This is a genomic window from Achromobacter sp. D7-1 (genome assembly GCF_059760445.1).
Map to the genome: position 1 here is coordinate 1 of NZ_JCBAMT010000062.1, position 18,818 is coordinate 18,818.

16 protein-coding genes are annotated in these 18,818 nt (G+C 66.1%); 7 read left to right on the forward strand and 9 right to left on the reverse strand.

What is annotated here, in order from left to right; all coding sequences use genetic code 11:
* Positions 1 to 57: 57 nt before the first annotated feature.
* Positions 58 to 1,368, reverse strand: coding sequence for a solute carrier family 23 protein (locus AC6LKD_RS22910; protein ID WP_447067746.1), 1,311 nt, complete (start codon positions 1,366 to 1,368; stop codon positions 58 to 60).
* A 138-nt stretch (positions 1,369 to 1,506) separates the two neighbouring features.
* On the opposite strand from AC6LKD_RS22910, the gene AC6LKD_RS22915 reads away from it, so the two are divergent.
* From AC6LKD_RS22915 to AC6LKD_RS22940, 6 genes are all read left to right on the forward strand, one after another.
* Complete coding sequence (locus tag AC6LKD_RS22915) at positions 1,507 to 1,935, forward strand: FlxA-like family protein (protein ID WP_013395596.1); 429 nt, start codon at positions 1,507 to 1,509, stop codon at positions 1,933 to 1,935.
* A gap of 129 nt (positions 1,936 to 2,064) precedes the next feature.
* Positions 2,065 to 3,390: an ABC transporter substrate-binding protein gene (locus AC6LKD_RS22920; protein ID WP_492276518.1), complete on the forward strand. Its 1,326-nt coding sequence runs from the start codon at positions 2,065 to 2,067 to the stop codon at positions 3,388 to 3,390.
* A gap of 91 nt (positions 3,391 to 3,481) precedes the next feature.
* Positions 3,482 to 5,194: an ABC transporter permease gene (locus tag AC6LKD_RS22925; RefSeq protein WP_013395598.1), complete on the forward strand. Its 1,713-nt coding sequence runs from the start codon at positions 3,482 to 3,484 to the stop codon at positions 5,192 to 5,194.
* Positions 5,191 to 6,276: an ABC transporter ATP-binding protein gene (locus AC6LKD_RS22930; RefSeq protein WP_492276517.1), complete on the forward strand. Its 1,086-nt coding sequence runs from the start codon at positions 5,191 to 5,193 to the stop codon at positions 6,274 to 6,276. Before AC6LKD_RS22925 ends, AC6LKD_RS22930 begins: the two co-directional genes overlap by 4 nt.
* Before the next feature lie 10 nt (positions 6,277 to 6,286).
* Positions 6,287 to 7,195, forward strand: a complete 909-nt coding sequence (locus AC6LKD_RS22935) for a LysR family transcriptional regulator (RefSeq protein WP_492276516.1) — start codon at positions 6,287 to 6,289, stop codon at positions 7,193 to 7,195.
* Between the two features lie 18 nt (positions 7,196 to 7,213).
* Positions 7,214 to 7,858 (forward strand): histidine phosphatase family protein, encoded by a 645-nt coding sequence (locus tag AC6LKD_RS22940; RefSeq protein WP_013395601.1) that lies wholly within the window; start codon positions 7,214 to 7,216, stop codon positions 7,856 to 7,858.
* A 4-nt stretch (positions 7,859 to 7,862) separates the two neighbouring features.
* Here the strand turns inward: AC6LKD_RS22940 and AC6LKD_RS22945 are convergent, their stop codons facing one another.
* From AC6LKD_RS22945 to carA, 3 genes are all read right to left on the reverse strand, one after another.
* Positions 7,863 to 8,627 (reverse strand): SDR family oxidoreductase, encoded by a 765-nt coding sequence (locus AC6LKD_RS22945; RefSeq protein ID WP_013395602.1) that lies wholly within the window; start codon positions 8,625 to 8,627, stop codon positions 7,863 to 7,865.
* Between the two features lie 89 nt (positions 8,628 to 8,716).
* The gene (carB, locus tag AC6LKD_RS22950) at positions 8,717 to 11,956 is read right to left on the reverse strand and encodes a carbamoyl-phosphate synthase large subunit (protein ID WP_013395603.1); all 3,240 of its coding nucleotides are present in this window, start codon (positions 11,954 to 11,956) and stop codon (positions 8,717 to 8,719) included.
* A 10-nt stretch (positions 11,957 to 11,966) separates the two neighbouring features.
* Positions 11,967 to 13,121, reverse strand: a complete 1,155-nt coding sequence (gene carA / locus AC6LKD_RS22955; RefSeq protein WP_498117553.1) for a glutamine-hydrolyzing carbamoyl-phosphate synthase small subunit — start codon at positions 13,119 to 13,121, stop codon at positions 11,967 to 11,969.
* A 219-nt stretch (positions 13,122 to 13,340) separates the two neighbouring features.
* Between carA and tal the strand changes: the two genes are divergently transcribed.
* Positions 13,341 to 14,294, forward strand: coding sequence for a transaldolase (gene tal / locus AC6LKD_RS22960; RefSeq protein ID WP_498117554.1), 954 nt, complete (start codon positions 13,341 to 13,343; stop codon positions 14,292 to 14,294).
* Between the two features lie 73 nt (positions 14,295 to 14,367).
* Here tal and AC6LKD_RS22965 read toward each other — a convergent pair whose 3' ends face one another.
* From AC6LKD_RS22965 to AC6LKD_RS22985, 5 genes are read right to left on the reverse strand one after another with little or no spacing between them, the layout of a single operon-like run.
* Positions 14,368 to 14,895, reverse strand: a complete 528-nt coding sequence (locus tag AC6LKD_RS22965) for a carboxymuconolactone decarboxylase family protein (RefSeq protein WP_498117555.1) — start codon at positions 14,893 to 14,895, stop codon at positions 14,368 to 14,370.
* A gap of 10 nt (positions 14,896 to 14,905) precedes the next feature.
* A complete protein-coding gene (locus AC6LKD_RS22970; RefSeq protein ID WP_013395607.1) occupies positions 14,906 to 15,700 on the reverse strand; it encodes an ABC transporter permease in 795 nt (264 codons plus the stop codon).
* A 3-nt stretch (positions 15,701 to 15,703) separates the two neighbouring features.
* Positions 15,704 to 16,513: an ABC transporter ATP-binding protein gene (locus AC6LKD_RS22975; protein ID WP_013395608.1), complete on the reverse strand. Its 810-nt coding sequence runs from the start codon at positions 16,511 to 16,513 to the stop codon at positions 15,704 to 15,706.
* Positions 16,506 to 17,546, reverse strand: a complete 1,041-nt coding sequence (locus AC6LKD_RS22980; RefSeq protein WP_013395609.1) for an ABC transporter substrate-binding protein — start codon at positions 17,544 to 17,546, stop codon at positions 16,506 to 16,508. Before AC6LKD_RS22980 ends, AC6LKD_RS22975 begins: the two co-directional genes overlap by 8 nt.
* A gap of 11 nt (positions 17,547 to 17,557) precedes the next feature.
* The gene (locus AC6LKD_RS22985) at positions 17,558 to 18,817 is read right to left on the reverse strand and encodes a CaiB/BaiF CoA transferase family protein (RefSeq protein ID WP_498117556.1); all 1,260 of its coding nucleotides are present in this window, start codon (positions 18,815 to 18,817) and stop codon (positions 17,558 to 17,560) included.
* Position 18,818: the final 1 nt, after the last annotated feature.

The following is an 18,818-nucleotide window of genomic DNA, read 5'->3' on the forward strand; positions in this document are numbered from 1 at the left end:
CCTAAGCGCGCCAGCCGGCCATGCGCGTGACGCCAGGTCCGCGCATGGCCGCGCCGCTTACTTCCTGCGGCGCAGCAGGGCGTACAGGATGATGGCGCCGAAGGTGGCGGTGCCGATGCCGCCCAGCGTGAAATTGCCCAGCTTGACCGTGAAGTCGCCTGCGCCCAGCACCAGCGTGACCGCGGCCACGATCAGGTTGCGGTTGTCGCTGAAGTCCACCTGGTTGACCACCCAGATGCGGGCGCCGGCGATGGCGATCAGACCGAACACCACCACCGACATGCCGCCCAGCACGGGCGCGGGGATCATCTGGATCAGCGCGCCGAACTTGGGCGAGAAGCCCAGCACGATGGCGATCAGGGCCGCCACCACGAACACCAGCGTCGAGTAGATACGTGTGACTGCCATCACGCCGATGTTCTCGGCATAGGTGGTGACGCCCGTGCCGCCCACCGCGCCGGACACCATGGTGGCGACCCCGTCGCCGACGAAGGCGCGGCCCAGGTAGCGGTCCAGGTCCTGGCCGGTCATGGCGCTGACCGCCTTCACGTGGCCCAGGTTCTCGGCCACCAGGATGATGGCGACGGGCACGATCAGGCCCATGGCCTCGGCCTTGAACACCGGCGCGGCGAAGTGCGGCAGGCCGAACCAGGCCGCGGCGGCCACGCCGGAGAAATCGATGGGCTTGCCCAGGCCCATGCCGTTGGCGAGGATGCCGTACAACACGCAGGCCAGGATCATGCCGACCAGGATCAGCAGGCGCTGCACCATGCCCTTGGTGAACACGGCGATGCCGCCCACGCAAAGGATGGTCACCATGGACATCACGCTGTCGAAGCCCGACGCGCCCATCGCGCCCTTGGCGGCGATAGGGGCCAGGTTCAGGCCGATGACCGCGACCACCGCGCCGGTGACCACGGGCGGCATCAGGGTGTCGATCCAGTTCGCGCCGCCCCCGGCCCTCGCGTTGACGAACCAGACGATCAGGCCGATCAGCGTGTAGGCCAGGCCGCAGGCGATGATGGCGCCCAGGGCCACGCCGATATTGGCGTTGGCGCCGCCGCCGGCATAGCCGGTCACCGCGATCACGCCGCCGATGAAGGCGAAGCTGGAGCCCAGGTAGCTGGGAACGCGGCCGCCGACGAACAGGAAGAAGATCAGGGTGCCGATCCCTGACATCAGGATGGCGACGTTCGGGTCAAAACCCATCAGCAGCGGCGCCAGCACGGTGGAGCCGAACATGGCGACCACGTGCTGCGCGCCCATGGCCACGTTCTTGGGCCAGGACAGTCTTTCGTCGGGCGCGATGATGACGCCAGGCTCGGTGTCGTCGGCCAGGCGCCAGCGCGGAAAGTAGGAATTGGACATGGATATCCCAAAGTAAGTGTTGGGTGTGAGCGGGCGCCAGTGTAAAGGGGGCCGCAAAGGGGCGGCAATGCTTAAGTTCACCGTCAGAATGCCGTACTAGTGAAAACCCCGAAATCCTCATAGGCGGCAGGAGCAATCATGGCGATCGATCCCATCAGCGGCAGTTCCCGAATCAACAGCCTGGCCGACCTCTGGGCCCAGAAGATCCAGGCCAACAAGGAAGCCAAGAGCGCCTCGGACGCGGAAGCGAGTACGGTGTCCGCGGACGGCAAGATCCGCGTCAACGCCCCCGGCGGCCTGAAAATGGGCAACGTGCAGGAAACCAAGGAAACCGAAGACTCCAGCAACGACGACGCCTACACGCGCCAGATCAAGGAACTGCAGAAGCAGCTCAAGCGCGTGATGGACCAGATCGCCAAGGTCAAGGCCAGCGGCATGCCGGCCGAAATGAAGGCCCAGCAACTGATGGCGCTCAATGCCCAGGCAATGCAGATCCAGCAGCAGATCACAGCAGTGATGGACAAGCAGGCCCGGGCCATGCAAGGCGGCGTATCCGCCACCGCCTAGCGGGCAAGGCACGGCGCCCCGCGCGGCCGGGGCGCCCGCATTGATGGCGCGCATCAAAATTTCTGATTGGACGCTGTCCAGGCCGGCCAGTACTGTCTCCGGACAAATCTAAAACCACGGAGACAAACCATGCATGCAATGCGCACAGCCCTTGCAGGTGCGGTGCTGGCCGTTTGCGCGGCCCCTGCCCTGGCAGGCACCGTCACGGTGATCACGTCGTTCCCCAAAGACCTGACCCAGGCCTACAAGACGGCCTTCGAAAAGGCCAACCCCGGCATCACGCTGGAAATCCTGAACAAGAACACCGTGTCGGGCATCGCCTATGTGCGCGAAACGCCCGCCGGCCAGCGTCCCGAGGTGTTCTGGGCCAGCGCGCCCGACGCCTTCGAAGTGCTGGGCCGCGACAAGCTGCTGGCGAACTCCGCCGACGTGGCCAACAAGCAGGTGCCGGACAAGATCGGCAACTACCCCATCAACGATCCGGGCGGCATGTACCTGGGCCAGGCCCTGGCCGGCTACGGCATCATCTACAACACGCGCTACATCGCCGCGCACAAGATCCCCGCGCCGGTCGAATGGAAGGACCTGCTGTCGCCGCAATGGTTCGGCCACGTCGGCATCACTTCGCCGTCGCGCTCGGGCACCATGCACCTGACCGTGGAAACCATCCTCCAGGGCGAGGGCTGGGATGAGGGCTGGAGCACGCTGCTGCGCATGTCGGGCAACAGCAGCGCGGTCACCGAGCGCTCGTTCGGCGTGCCCGATGGCGTGAACAACGGCCAGTTCGGCGCCGGGCCGGTGATCGACTTCTTCGGCCTGTCCAGCAAGTATTCCAAGTTCCCGGTGGAATTCGTCTACCCCTCCGAAACCGCCATCGTGCCGGCCAACATCGCGTTGATCCAGGGCGCGAAGAACACCGAGGAAGGCAAGAAGTTCATCGCCTTCACGCTCAGCCAGGCCGGGCAGGAACTGCTGCTGGAGCCCAAGATCTCGCGCCTGCCGGTGCTGCCCTACACGGCGCTGGCCGGCAAGATTCCCCAGGGCTATCCCGACCCCGCCGAAATCGCCAAGCGCAGCAAGGTGCAATTCAACGCCGACCTGTCGCAGTCGCGCTACTACGTGGTGCAGTCGCTGTATGACCAGACGGTGACGTTCCGCCTGAAGGAACTGCAGGCCGCCACCAAGGCCATCTACGACGCCGAAGCCAAGCTGGGCGACAAGGCCAAGAGTGGCAAGGCTGCCGAGCTGCTGGCACAGGCCCGCAAGCTGACCTGGGCGCCGCTGGTCGACGGCAAGAAGGCCGCGGATCCGGCCTTCCTGGCGATCTTCGCGGGCAACAAGAAGGACGCCGCCGTGAACCAGCAGATCACCCAGCTGGAAGGCGAGTGGAACGGCCGTTCCAAGGCGAACTACGAAGAAGCCGTGAAGCTCGCCAAGCAGGCTGCCGCGCTCTAGGCCGCCACACCCGCAGGACGCGCGCGGGCCGGACGGGACCAGTCCCGTCCGCCGCCGCGGTTTTCCCCTGGCAACGATTTCGGGAATCTCGATGAATTCTTCGGGCCACTCGCGCCTGCCCGTCGGCCCCTTGCTGACGGCGCTATTGGTGTTCGGTTTTCTGCTGCTGTTTTTGGCCGTGCCAGTGGGCACGGTCTTCTACAGCGCCTTCGTGAACGCCGACGGCAGCTTCACCATGGGCCATTTCGGCGCCTTCTTCAACCAGCCGCTGATGAAGGAAGCCTTCTTCAACAGCCTCTACGTGGCGGGCTGGTCGGCGCTGCTGGCATCGCTCATCGCCGTGCCGCTGGCGTACTTCACCGTGCGCTTCGATTTCCGCGGCGCGCTGCTGATCCAGACCTTGGGCGTGCTGCCGCTGATCATGCCGCCCTTCGTGGGCGCGGTCGCGATGCAGCTGATCTTCGGCCGCTCGGGCAGCGTGAACCTGCTGCTCAACGATTGGTTCGGCTTCACCATTCCCTTCATGGAAGGCTTGAACGGCGTCATCTTCGTGGAGTCGCTGCACTACTTCCCGTTCATCCTGATGAACCTGGTGGTGGCGCTGCGCAATATCGACGGTGCCATGGAGGAAGCGGCCTTCAACCTGGGCTCGCGGGGTTTCCGCCTGTTCCGCCGCGTGATCTTTCCGCTGGCCCTGCCCGGTTACGTGGCCGGCGCGTCCCTGGTGTTCGTCAAGGTGTTCGACGACCTGGGCACGCCGCTGGTGCTGGGCACCACCAACATGCTGGCGCCGCAAGCCTATCTGCGCATCACGCAGGTCGGTCTGGAAGACCCGCTGGGGTATGTGATCAGCGTCATCATGGTCGGGTTCTCGATCCTGGCCCTGTGGTTGTCGGCGCGCGTGCTCAAGGGCCGCGACTATTCCACCCTGCAGAAGGGCGGCAGCTCCATCCAGAAGCGCAAGCTGCGGCCGATGGAAAGCGTGCTGGCCTATGGCTGGATCATCCTGGTGCTGCTGCTGGTGCTGTCGCCGCACATGGGCGTGCTGCTGCTGTCGCTGGCCAGCGTCTGGAGCTTCGCGCCGCTACCGGACGGCTATACGCTGGCGCATTACTCGGCGGTGTTCTCCGAATCGCAGGGCATGATTGCCAACACCCTGCTCTATTGCGGCCTGGCCGCGGGCGTGGACGTGATCCTCGGCACCGCCATCGCCTATCTGATGCTGCGTACCCGCCTGCCGGCGCGCCAGTGGCTGGACTTCCTGGCCTCCGCCGCGCTGGCGATCCCGGGCATCGTGCTCGCCATCGGTTTTCTGCGCACCTTCCGCGGCATCGAACTGCCGGGCACCGGCACCCTGCTGACCTCGTCGTGGATCATCATCATGATCGCGTACTCGGTAAGGCGGCTGCCTTACGCGCTACGTTCCTGCGTAGCGTCACTGCAGCAGATCAACATCTCGTTGGAGGAAGCCGCGCAATCGCTGGGGGCGACCCGCATGAGCACGATACGCCGCGTAGTCGTGCCGCTGATGGCCGGCGGCATGCTGGCAGGCTTCGTCACCAGCTTCGTGACGGCGGCGGTAGAGCTTTCCGCCACCATCATGCTGGTGACCAAGGACAGCCAGGCGCCCATGAGCTACGGCATCTATCTGTACATGCAGAGCGCGGCGGGCCGGGGCCCGGGCGCTGCGCTCGGCGTCCTGGCGGTGGCCGCAGTGGCCATCGGCACGTATGTATCGCACCTGCTGGTGGAGCGCGCCCAGTCGCGCCAGCGGCCGGCTCGCAATGAAGGGGAATCCGCATGAAGAAAGTCAGCGTCGAATGCCGCAACATCCGGCTGTCCTACGGCAAGACGGAAGTGCTCAAGGACGTCAACATCAGCATCGAGCCCGGCGAGTTCTTCGCCTTGCTGGGACCGTCTGGCTCGGGCAAGTCCACGCTGCTGCGCCTGATCGCCGGCTTCAACCGGCACAGCGCCGGACAGCTGCTGGTGGACGGCAAGGACATCAGCGGCACGCCGCCCTGGAACCGCAATATCGGCATGGTGTTCCAGAACTACGCCCTGTGGCCGCACATGACGGTGTGGGACAACGTGGCCTTCGGCCTGGTCGAACGCAAGCTGCCGCGCGCCGAGATCCGCGCCAAGGTGGAAGCCGCGCTGGACCTGGTCGGCCTGTCCCAGTACGGCAAGCGCCGGCCCAACCAGCTTTCCGGCGGGCAGCAGCAGCGCGTGGCCCTGGCCCGCACCATCGTCATCGAGCCCCAGGTGCTGCTGCTGGACGAGCCGCTGTCCAACCTGGACAAGAAGCTGCGCGTGCAGATGCGCCAGGACTTGCTCAGCCTGCAGCGCCGGCTCGGCATCACCACCATCTTCGTCACCCACGACCAGGAAGAAGCCATGACCACCGCCGACCGCATGGCGGTGCTGGACCATGGCGTGGTCCAGCAGATCGGGGCGCCCAGCACCTTGTTCGACTATCCGGTCAACCGCTTCGTCGCCAACTTCGTGGGCACGATGAACGTGCTGGAAGGCGATGTGCGCGAACGCACCAGCGGCAGCCTGGTGCTGGCGGTGGAAGGCGTGGGCGACCTGCGCTTGCCGCTTGCCGGAGAAGCGCCGGCCGCGTCGCGGTTGGCGGCCAGCTTCCGTCCGCATACCGTGCAGATCGAAATGGCGGACGGGCTGGGCGACGCGCGCTACGTCTGGCTGCCGGGCATCGTGGAAAGCAGCGAGTTCCTGGGCGAATTTACCCGCTATCAGGTGCAGATCGGCGAACAGCGGCTGACGGCGGACCAGTCGCATCTGGCGGGGCTGTCGCCCTTCCCGATCGGCGCCCCGGTCTCCATCGGGCTGGAACCTACCCAAGTGCGGCTGCTGGCGGCCTAAACTCTGGCCCATGGAAATCTATCAGATCCGCGCCTTCGTCACGGTCGCCCGGCTGGGCAACCTGACGAAGGCGGCCGAGGCGCTGTCGCTGACCCAGCCTGCCGTGACCGCCCAGATCAAGGCGCTGGAGCAAAGCCTGGGCGTGGCGCTGTTCGACCGCAGCGGCGGCCGGCTGGCCCTGGCCAAGGCCGGCGAGGTGTTGCTGCCCACCGCCGAATCGCTGCTGGTGCTGGGCGCGCAGTTCAAATCCGAGGCCCAGCAGCTGCAGGGCAGCCTGCATGGCGCGGTCGAACTTGGCGTGCCCAGCGAGAAGCCGGACTTCCTGCGCCTGGGTGAACTGGCCTCGGCCGTCACCCAGCGCCTGCCGCTGGTCGAACTCAAGACCCAGACCCTGCCCGCCGCCGCGCTGGCCGAGCAAGTCAGCACCGGCCGCCTGCCGGCGGCGCTGATCATCGCCGCCAATCCGCCGCGCGGCGTGCTCTGGCAGCCGCTGCGCAGCGTGCGCTACCGCATCGCCATGCCCCGCGAGCACGCCGCGGTGCTCAAGCGCGGCGGCTGGCGCGAGGTGGCGCAATTGCCCTGGCTGGACGGCCCCGCTGGCAGCCACACGCACCTGCTGCTACGCGATATGTTCGAACGCCATGGCCTGTCGCCGCGCATCGTGATGCAGAACGACGACCAGGCCAACCTGGACGCGCTGGTGCGCGCGGGCGCCGGTTGCGCCCTGCTGCGCGAGGAAGCGGCGCTGGCGGGCGCGGCCTCGAACGACTTCATCGTCTGGGGCCAGGCGCGCGTCGACGCCATGCTCGGATTCATCCTGCCCTACGAGCGCGCTAGCGAGCCCGCGCTGGTCGCGTTAAGCTCGATCATTCAAACCATCTGGAAACCGCGCGCGCCCATCGCGCCGGCCCAGCTTTAATTCTGCATCAAGATCGTAATGACTGAAATCTGGTTCATCCGCCACGGCGAAACCGACTGGAACCGCCAGCGGCGCCTGCAAGGCTGGCAAGACATCCCCCTGAACGAATTCGGCGTCAACCAGGCCAGCCTGCTGGCCGCGCGCATGCGCGAGGAAGCCCGCCACACGCCCATCCACGCCATCTACAGCAGCGATCTGCAGCGCGCCCACGCCACCGCCGTACCCGTGTCCGAACAGCTCGGCCTGCGCGTGCGCGTGGAGCCGGGCATCCGCGAGCGCGGCTTCGGCGTACTGGAGGGCCTGGACCACGAACGCATCGACGTGCTGGCCCCCGAAGCTGCGGCCGCCTGGAAAAGCCGCGATCCGCTGCGCCCGCTGGACGGCGGCGAAACGCTGGGCCAGTTCCAGTCCCGCGTCATCTCCACCGTGGACGACATTGCCAGCCGCCACGACGACGAGCGCATCCTGATGTTCACGCACGGCGGCGTGCTGGACATCATCTGGCGCCATGCCTCGGGCGTGCCACTGAACGGGCCGCGCGACGCCTCGCTGCTGAATGTCAGCATCAACCGCGTCGGCGTACAGGGCCGCAAGTGGCAGGTGCTGGACTGGGGCGACGTGGGCCACGTGACCGACGAGGTCGGCAACGACGTGGTGCCCTGAGACTTCAGCGCGCGCGGCGCGGCTTGCGCGGCGCGTTGCGCGCCAGCCTGTCGTAGACGGCGTTGGGCAGAAGCCGCATCAGCTTGGCCACGATGCCCATCTGCCACGGAATCACCACATAGGACGCGCCCCGCCCGATCGCGCTGCGCGCGCGGCGGGCGAAGGCATCCGCCTCCATCAGGAACGGCATGGAATACGGATTGTGCGCCGTCATCGCCGTCTTGATGTAACCGGGCGCTATGGTCACCACGTCCACGCCTTCGGCGGCCAGTTCCAGCCGCAGGCTTTCGCAGTAGGTCACCACCGCCGATTTGGACGCGCTGTAGGCGCCCGCTCCCGGCAGCCCCCGCACCCCCGCCACGCTGGCGATGCCCACCAGGCGGCCTGATCTGGCCGCGCGCATGGACGCGATGAAGGGTTCGAAAGTCGCCACGGTGGCCAGCAGATTGGTATCGACGATAGCCTTGAACACGTCGTAGTCCTCGCCATGCTCGGTCAAGGTGCCTGCGCTGATGCCGGCGCTGGCGATGACCACGTCCACCCGCCCCTGGCAGAAAGCAATGAAATCCTGGGCCGCGGCATGCAGGGCCTGGCGATCGCGCACGTCCACCGCATAGCAGCGGTGCTCGCCCGGCAGGCTGTCGGCCAATTCCCGCAAGGCGTCCTCGCGCCGGCCCAGCAGGCCCAGGGTGGCGCCGGTAGAGGCGTACTGCTGCGCCAGGGCGCGTCCCAGGCCGCTGCTGGCGCCGGTGATGAAGACTCTTTCCATGTGTGCCTGATGCCTGTAGTGGCGTTGCGGAATCGCGTTGCAAAAAAATAGGGCACGCTCTCGCGTGCCCTATTGTGTCGCTTGCCGGCTTAGCCTTGCAAGGAAGCGTGCAGCTCCTGCAGCGGATACACCTGCAGGCCCAGGCCTTGGCGCAGATACTGCATGCCTTCGACCGCGGCGCGGGCGCCGGCGATGGTCGTGAAGAAGGTCACGCGGGCGGCCAGCGCCTGGGTGCGGATGGTGCGCGAATCAGCGATGGCGTTGCGGCGCTCTTCGACGGTGTTGATGACCAGCGCGATCTCGCCGTTCTTCACCATGTCGACGATGTGCGGACGGCCTTCGTTGACCTTGTTCACCAACTGCACCGGGATGCCGGCGGATTCAATCTCGGCAGCCGTGCCGCGCGTAGCGACCAGCTTGAAGCCGAGCGCGTGCAGGCCGCGCGCCACTTCCACCGCCAGGGGCTTGTCCTGGTTCTTGACGCTGATGAACACCGTGCCGGATTCCGGCAGGCGCACGCCCGCGGCCAATTGCGACTTGACGAAGGCTTCACCGAAGCTCGTGCCCACGCCCATCACTTCGCCGGTCGACTTCATTTCCGGACCCAGGATGGTGTCCACGCCCGGGAACTTCACGAACGGGAACACGGCTTCCTTGACCGAGAAGTAAGGCGGCACGACTTCCTTGGTGATGCCCTGGGCGGCCAGGGTCTGGCCTGCCATGGCGCGCGCGGCGATCTTGGCCAGCTGCAGGCCGGTGGCCTTGGAAACGTAAGGCACCGTGCGCGAAGCGCGCGGGTTCACTTCCAGCACGTAGACGTCGCCGCCCTGGATCGCGAACTGCACGTTCATCAGGCCGCTGACGTTCAGCGCCTTGGCCATCATCGTGGTCTGGCGCTTGATCTCGGCGATGACTTCCGCCGACAGCGAGTACGGCGGCAGGCTGCAAGCCGAGTCGCCCGAGTGCACGCCTGCCTGCTCGATGTGTTCCATGACGCCGCCGATGAAGACGGTTTCGCCGTCGGCCAGGCAGTCCACGTCCACTTCGGTGGCGTTGTTCAGGAAGCGGTCCAGCAGCACGGGCGAGTCATTGCTGACCTTCACGGCCTCGCGCATGTAGCGCTCGAGGTCTTGCTGCTCGTGCACGATTTCCATGGCACGGCCGCCCAGCACGTAGCTGGGGCGGACCACCAGCGGATAGCCGATTTCGGCGGCGTGGGCCAGGGCCTCGCCTTCCGTGCGCGCGGTGCGGTTGGGCGGCTGGCGCAGGCCGAGCTTGTTGAGCAGCTTCTGGAAGCGCTCGCGGTCTTCGGCCACGTCGATGGATTCGGGGCTGGTGCCGATGATGGGCACGCCGTTCGCTTCCAGGGCGCGCGCCAGCTTCAGCGGGGTCTGGCCGCCGTACTGGACGATCATGCCGACCGGGTTTTCCTTGTGGACGATTTCCAGCACGTCTTCGAGCGTCAGCGGCTCGAAGTACAGGCGGTCGGAAGTGTCGTAGTCGGTGGACACGGTTTCCGGGTTGCAGTTGACCATGATGGTCTCGTACCCGTCGTCGCGCAGCGCCAGCGCGGCATGCACGCAGCAGTAGTCGAACTCAATGCCCTGGCCGATGCGGTTCGGACCGCCACCCAGCACCACGATCTTCTTGCGGTCGGTGGGCGCGGCTTCGCACTCTTCCTCGTAGGTCGAGTACATGTAGGCCGTGCGGGTGGCGAATTCAGCGGCGCAGGTATCGACGCGCTTGTAGACCGGACGCACATTCAACTGGTGGCGCAGCTTGCGCACTTCGGATTCCGAGGAATCCAGCAGGAAAGCCAGGCGGCGGTCGGAGAAACCGCGGCGCTTGAGTTCCCACAGCGTGGCGTAGTCCAGGTCGGCCAGCGTCTTCTGTTCCAGCGCCAGTTCGATGTCGACGATTTCCTTGATCTGCGACAGGAACCACGGGTCGATGTGCGTGATGTTGTGCACTTCGTCCAGCGTGAAGCCCTGCGCGAAGGCGTCGCCCACGTACCAGATGCGTTCCGGACCGGGTTCGCCCAGTTCGACCTGCAGCTTCTCGCGGTCGGTGGTCTTCTGGTTCAGGCCGTCGACGCCCACTTCCAGACCGCGCAGCGCCTTCTGGAACGATTCCTGGAAGGTGCGGCCAATGGCCATGACTTCACCCACGGACTTCATCTGGGTAGTCAGGCGCGCGTCGGCGGTGGGGAATTTCTCGAAGGCGAAACGCGGCACCTTGGTGACGACGTAGTCGATCGAGGGTTCGAACGAGGCGGGCGTGGCGCCGCCGGTGATTTCGTTCTTGAGTTCGTCCAGCGTGTAGCCCACGGCCAGGCGCGCGGCGACCTTGGCGATGGGGAAGCCGGTGGCCTTGGAGGCCAGCGCCGACGAACGCGACACGCGCGGGTTCATCTCGATGACGATCATGCGGCCGTCGCGGGGGTTGACCGCGAACTGCACGTTCGAGCCGCCCGTATCCACGCCGATCTCGCGCAATACCGCGATCGATGCGTTACGCATGATCTGGTATTCCTTGTCGGTCAGCGTCTGAGCCGGCGCCACGGTAATGGAGTCGCCCGTGTGCACGCCCATCGGGTCCAGGTTTTCGATGGAGCAGACGATGATGCAGTTGTCCGCCTTGTCGCGGACCACTTCCATCTCGAATTCCTTCCAGCCCAGCAGCGACTCTTCGATCAGCAGTTCGCTGGTGGGCGAAGCTTCCAGGCCGCGGCGGCAGATGGTTTCGAATTCTTCGGCGTTGTAGGCGATGCCGCCGCCCGAACCGCCCATGGTGAAGCTGGGGCGGATCACGGCGGGGAAACCGGAAGTGCCGACTTCGGCCGCGATGCGGCGCTGCACTTCCCAGGCTTCGTCCATGCTGTGGGCCACGCCCGACTTGGCCGATTCCAGGCCGATGTCGGTCATGGCCTGCTTGAACTTCTGGCGGTCCTCGGCCTTTTCGATGGCGTGCTCGTTGGCGCCGATCAGTTCCACGTTGTGCTTCTTCAGCACGCCGTGGTGGGCCAGGTCCAACGCGCAGTTCAGCGCGGTCTGGCCGCCCATCGTGGGCAGCAGCGCATCGGGCTTTTCACGCTCGATGATCTTTTCGACGGCTTGCCAGGTGATGGGCTCGATGTAGGTGACGTCGGCCGTTTCCGGATCCGTCATGATCGTGGCCGGGTTGCTGTTCACCAGGATGGTGCGATAGCCCTCGGCCTTGAGCGCCTTGCACGCCTGTGCGCCGGAATAGTCGAATTCGCAGGCCTGCCCGATGATGATGGGGCCGGCGCCGATGATGAGTATGCTTTTTAGGTCTGTACGCTTGGGCATGATGCAATCTTTACTTTTGGCCGGACATCAGGTCGATGAACTTGTCGAACAGTTCAAGGATGTCGTGCGGACCCGGGCTGGCTTCGGGGTGACCCTGGAAGCAGAAGGCCGGGCGGTCGGTGAGCTCGAAGCCCTGCAGCGTGCCGTCGAACAGCGAGACATGCGTCACGCGCGCCGTGGCCGGCAGGCTGGCCGCGTCGACCGCGAAGCCATGGTTCTGGCTGGTGATGAACACGCGCTTGGACTGGAGGTCCTGCACGGGGTGGTTGGCGCCATGGTGGCCGGTCTTCATCTTGAGCGTCTTGCCGCCCAGCGCCAGGCCCATGATCTGGTGGCCCAGGCAGATGCCGAACACCGGCAGCTTCTTGTCCAGGAAGGCGCGCGTGGCCTCGATGGCGTAGTCGCAGGGCTCGGGGTCGCCGGGGCCGTTGGACAGGAACACGCCGTCGGGGTTGAGCTTGAAGACTTCCTCGGCGCTGGTCTGGGCCGGCACCACCGTCAGGCGGCAGCCGCGGTCAGCCAGCAGGCGCAGGATGTTGGTCTTGATGCCGAAGTCGTAGGCCACGACGTGGAACTTGGACTGGTCGGGCTTGGAGAAGCCCTTGCCCAATTGCCAGGTGCCTTCGGTCCATTCGGCGCTGTCCTTGATCGACACCACCTTGGCCAGGTCCTGGCCGGCCATGCCGGCAAAACCGCGGGCCAGTTCGACGGCGCGCTCGGCGTCGGCGCCGACGAAGATGCAGGCGCCCTGGGCGCCCTTTTCGCGAAGGATACGGGTGAGCTTGCGGGTGTCGATGCCGGAAATGGCGACGACGCCTTGCTCGGCGAGGTACTCAGGCAACGATTGCGTGGAACGGAAGTTCGACACGCGGGCGGGACAGTCACGGACCACCAGGCCGGCGGCGAAGACGCGCTTGGCTTCCACGTCTTCGGCGTTGACGCCAGTATTGCCAATATGCGGATAGGTCAGCGTAACGATCTGGCCGCTATAGCTGGGATCGGTGAGAATTTCCTGGTACCCGGTCATCGCGGTGTTGAACACCACTTCGGCAACGGTATGCCCAGGCGCACCGATCGACACGCCTCGAAAAATGGTACCGTCCGCCAGAGCCAGAATTGCAGGAGGGAAGCGGTTGATCCCCTCGGGAAAGAGTTGCGGCAGCACAGTAAACCCCGGTTTTAGAATCGATAATCAAACCTTCGGATTATACCCTGAGCGGGCGTTTTCCCTGGCGAACCGCGCCAAATAAGGCCGGAAACGGCGTTTTGGCCTGTTTTTCCGCGTCCCGCCGTCCCCCTCCCTCATCCAGCCGACAGCGGCCTGGCGGCCTCAGTGATACGCTAGGACACCTTCAACCCTAGCCTGCTGCGAGCCGTACCGTCCATGTCCAGCCAACTTGACGCCCTGCGCAACCACACCACCGTCGTCGCCGACACGGGGGATTTCGAAGCCATGAAGGCGCTGCGTCCCACCGACGCCACGACCAACCCGTCCCTTATTCTCAAGGCCGTCCAGCAGGACGCCTACCGCCCCCTGCTGGAAAAGACCGCGCGCGAGCACCGCGGCGCGCCCACCGCCGAACTCATGGACCGCCTGCTGGTCGCCTTCGGCCGCGCCATCCTGGACATCGTGCCCGGCCGCGTCTCGACCGAGGTCGATGCCCGCCTGTCGTTCGACACCCGCGCCACCATCGAGCGGGCCCGCAGCCTGATCGCCCTGTACGAAGCCGCCGGCGTGCCGCGCGAGCGCGTGCTGATCAAGATCGCCTCGACCTGGGAAGGCATCCAGGCCGCCCGCGCCCTGCAATCGGAAGGCGTGCGCTGCAACCTGACCCTGCTGTTCTCGCTGCCGCAGGCCGTGGCCTGCGCCGACGCCCACGTGCAGCTGATCTCGCCCTTCGTCGGCCGCATCTACGACTGGCACAAGAAATCCGCCGGCGCCAATTGGGTCGAAGCCGATAACGCCGGCGCGCGCGATCCGGGCGTGCTGTCCGTGACCCGGATCTACCAGTACTACAAGCACTTCGACATCCCCACGGAAATCATGGGCGCGAGCTTCCGCAACGTCGGCCAGATCCTGGCGCTGTCGGGCTGCGACCTGCTGACCATCAGCCCGGAGCTGCTGACCAAGCTGGCCGGTACCGAGGGCGACGCGCCGGCGCAATTGCGCGCGGACGACGTCCCCGCCAACATCGCCCGCATCGGCGCGGACGAAGTCACGTTCCGTACCCTGCTCAATGAAGACGCGATGGGCAGCGAGAAGTTGTCGGAAGGCATCCGCCTGTTCGTGGCGGACGCGGTCAAGCTGGATGCGCTGATCGAGGCGCAGCGGACCTGAACCGGGCGGGCGCCGCGGCGCCCGTCTTCATGTCGAGCAGGTAGCACGCGCGGCCGCAGGCCGCACGCATGCATCAGCGATGATCGTGCGAATGCACCTGCAACGCTTCCAGGAAGCGCGACACCATGTTGTAGGCGGCCACTGTCGCGGTCAGCTCCACGATAAGCTTTTCGGAACCCATCGCCGCCTTTGCCGCCTGGAATACGGGTTCCGGCACCTGCACCTGGCGCGTCATGGCGTCGGTATAGGCCAGCACCGCCCTCTCGCGTTCATCGAACAGGCCGGAGGCTTCCCAGTTATTCAGCTCGTCCAACTGAGCCTGCGACACGCCTTCCTTCAGCGCGATCGGCGCATGCTGGTCGGCCTCGTAAGGCGCGCCGTTGATGGCCGCCACGCGCATGATCACCAGTTCCCGCAGGTCGCCCGGCAAGGTGCTGAGCTGGCGGATGGAAGTCAGGTAATTGAGCCAGCCGCCCGCCACGGCGGGGCTGTGCAGCAGCATCTGGTACAGGTGCAGCACGCTGCCGCGCTCGGCGACGATGCGGTCGACCAGCGGCTTGGCTTCGGGATGGGTCAGGTCGGCATAGGGCAGACGGGCCATGGGAACTCCTTCAGATTTTTTCGGTTTCGCCGGACCGGGGCTGCCATTTCATCAGGCGTTTCTCACCTATGCCGACGACAGCGTCCAGCACCAGCGCGAACGCCGTCAGCACGATGATGCCCGCGAACACGGTGTTCACATCGAAGGTGCCTTCGGCCTGCAGAATCAAGTAGCCCACGCCGCTGGCCGAGCCCAGGTACTCGCCCACCACCGCGCCCACGAAAGCCAGGCCCACCGAAGTATGCAGGCTGGAGAACACCCAACTGGTGGCCGACGGCAAGTACACGTGCCGCAGCAGCTGGCGCCGGCGCGCGCCCAGCATGCGGGCATTGTCCAGCAAGGTGGGGCTGACTTCGCGCACGCCCTGGTAGACGTTGAAGAACACGATGAAGAACACCAGCGTCACCGCCAGCGCCACCTTGGACCAGATGCCCAGGCCGAACCACATGCCGAAGATGGGCGCCAGGATGACGCGCGGCATCGAGTTGGCGGCCTTGATGTACGGGTCCAGGATCGCGCTGGCGCCCGGCGACAGGCCCAGCCACAAGCCGAACGCCAGCCCGGCAATGGTGCCGATGAAGAAGGCCAGCACGGTCTCGGTCAGCGTCACGCCCAGATGGGTGTAGATGTCCGCATTGGTGACGAACCAGGCCCAGATTCGGCCCCACACCTTCAGCGGTTCGCCGAAGAAGAACGCCACCTTGGGATCGCGCGAGGCGAAATGCCAGACCAGCAAAATGATGACGAGCAGCAGCAACTGCCAGAAGCGCAGGCTGGCCGAACCGGGTTTGATCAGTTTGGGCATGGCCTAGGCTCGCTTCTGTTGGGCGTAGCCCTTTAGTACTTCCTCGCGCAGCACGCCCCAAATGGCGGCGTGCAGTTCCACGAAGCGTGGATGCGTGCGGACTTCGGCCACGTCGCGCGGACGCGGCAGGTCGATGACGAATTCGCCGATGGGGTGCGTGCCCGGCCCCGCCGACAGCACCACCACGCGGTCGCTCATGGCGATGGCCTCGTCCAGGTCGTGCGTGATGAAGAGCACGGCCTTGCGCTTGGCCATCCAGAGGTCCAGGACCTCGTTCTCCATGAGCTGGCGGGTCTGGATGTCCAGCGCCGAGAACGGTTCGTCCATCAGGATGATGTCGGGGTCGCGGATCAGCGTCTGCGCCAGCATCGCGCGCTTGCGCATGCCGCCCGACATCTGGTGCGGATAACGGCTTTCAAAACCGCCCAGGCCGACGCGGCGCATCCATTCGCGGCCGCGTTCCAGCGCCTGCGAACGCGGCACGCCGGCGAAGTCCAGGCCGGCCACCACGTTGTCCAGCGCGCTGCGCCAGGGCAGCAGGGCCTCGCCCTGGAACATGTAGCCGGCCCGCTCATTGATGCCGGACAAAGGCTGCCCGAACACCTTCACGCTGCCCGACGACGGCGCCAGCAGCCCGGCGCCGACGTTGAGCAGGGTGGACTTGCCGCAGCCGGTCGGGCCCACCACCGACACGAACTCGCCCGGCTCGATGGCCAGGGTGGTGTCGCTGACGGCGGTGTAGCGCTGCGACCGGTCGTCGCGGGAGACAAAGGTGCAGCTGATGTTTTCCAGCGACAGCGCGGCTTCAGCCATTGGGGTACTTCTCGTTGGCGCGGCGGGCGTAGTCGTTGGTCCAGACCTTGGACGGATCGATCTTGGAACCGTCGAAGTCCGCCTGGTAGGCCGCCAGCGCCTTGAGCGCGGTGGCGGCGCCGTCCTCGGGGATCAGGCCGTCCGGCGACAGGCCTTCCAGGCTCTTGGCGATGGCAGCCTTGTAGACGGCCGGATCGCCCAGCAGATAGGTTTCCGGCACGACCTTGGCGATTTCGTCGGCGCCGGCCTTCTGGATCCACTTGTCGGCGCGCACCAGGGCATTGGCCAGGGCCTGGGTGGTGTTGGGATTGGCGTCGATGAAGGCTTGCGGCGCGTACAGGCAGCCCGCCGGCATATTGCCGCCGAAAATGTCCTTGGTGTCCTTGAGCGTGCGGGTGTCGACGATGATCTGGATGTCGCCCGGCATTTCCAGCATCGACACCACGGGGTCGGTGTTGGAGATGGCGTCGATCTGGCCGCTGCGCAGCGCGGTCACCGCGCCGGCGCCGGCGCCCACGCCGATGATGGACACGTCCGAGGCCTTCAGGCCGTGCTTGGCCAGGAAGAAGCTGACCACCATGTTGGTGGACGAGCCCGGCGCGGTCACGCCGATCTTCTTGCCCTTCAGGTCGGCGGGGCCCTTGTAGTTGGGCAGGTTCTTCTTGGACACGCCCACGCCTATCATGGGCGCGCGGCCCTGCAGCACGAAGGCGCGATAGGCCTGGCCTTTGGACTGCATGGACAAGGTGTGTTCGAACGCGCCCGACACGATGTCGGCGCTGCCGCCCACCACGGCCTGCAAGGCCTTGGAGCCACCCGCGAAGTCGGCGATGCTGACATCCAGCCCTTCGTCCTTGAAGTAGCCGCGGGCTTCCGCGATGGACAGGGGGAGATAGTAGATCAGCGGCTTGCCGCCGACTGCGATCTGGACCTTGGTCTTCTCCAGCTTCTGCGCGCGCACGATGGCGGGCGCCATGCCCATGACGCCGGCGGCGCCGGCCATCTTGAGCAGATCACGGCGAGTGACTGACATGTGGTTGTCTCCTAGTTGTCGGGCAGACCGATGGCGCCGGTCTTTGCCAGCTCTTCTATAGCCGCTGAATCATACCCCAGCGATTTCAGGACTTCCTCGGTATGTTCCCCTAATACCGGGCCCACCCAACGCGTCTCGCCGGGCGTCTCCGACAGCTTGGGCACCACCGCGGGCAGCTTGACCGGCGCGCCGTCGGGGAAGCGATGCTGCTCTATCATGCGGCGCGCCAGGAATTGCGGATCGCCGAACATGTCGGCCACGCTGTAGATCTTGCCCACGGGCACGTCGGCGCCCTTCAGGACGCCCAGCGCCTCTTCGATGCCGCGCGCGCCGCACCACTGCTGGATGGCGCCGTCGATCTCTTCCACGCGTTTGGCGCGGCCGTCGTTGCGCACCAGGCCAGGGTCCGTGGCCAGATCATCGCGGCCGATGGCGCGCATCAGCCGGTGGAAGATTGCGTCGCCGTTGCCGGCGATGACGATGTTCTGGCCGTCGCGGGTGGTGTAGGTATTCGATGGCACGATGCCGGGCAGCGCGCCGCCCGTGCGCTCGCGCACCACGCCGGCCACGTCATATTCCGGCACCAGGCTTTCCATCATGTTGAACACGGCCTCGTACAGCGCCACGTCCACCATCTGCCCCTGCCCCGCCTGGCTATCCACGCCCTGCTTGCCGTTCCAGCGTCCGCCGGTGGCATCGCGGTGGCGCAGCGCCATCATCGCGCCGATCACGCCGTGCAGCGCGGCGATGGAATCGCCGATGGAGATGCCGACGCGCAGGGGCGGCCGGTCCGGATGGCCCGACACATAGCGCAGCCCACCCATGGATTCGCCGATGGCGCCGAAGCCCGGCTGGTCCTTCATGGGACCGGTCTGCCCATAACCGGACAGGCGCACCATGATGAGCGCGGGATTGATCGCGCGTAGCTGCTCGTAGCCCAGGCCCCACTTCTCCAGCACGCCTGGCCGGTAGTTCTCGACCACCACGTCGGCGTCCAGCGCCAGCTTGCGGGCGATCTCCCGCGCGCGCGGATCTTTCAGGTTGAGTGCGATGGATTGCTTGTTGCGGGCCTGCACCGTCCACCAAAGGGAGTTGCCCTCGTGCAGATGGCGCCAACTGCGGATGGGATCGCCGCCGCCCGTGCCGTCAGGCCCGTGGGGCGTTTCCACCTTGATGACGTCGGCGCCGAATTCGCCGAAGATGCGCGCGGCGAACGGGCCGGCAATGAGCGTGCCGAGTTCCAGGACCTTCAGTCCGGTCAGCGCTGACATG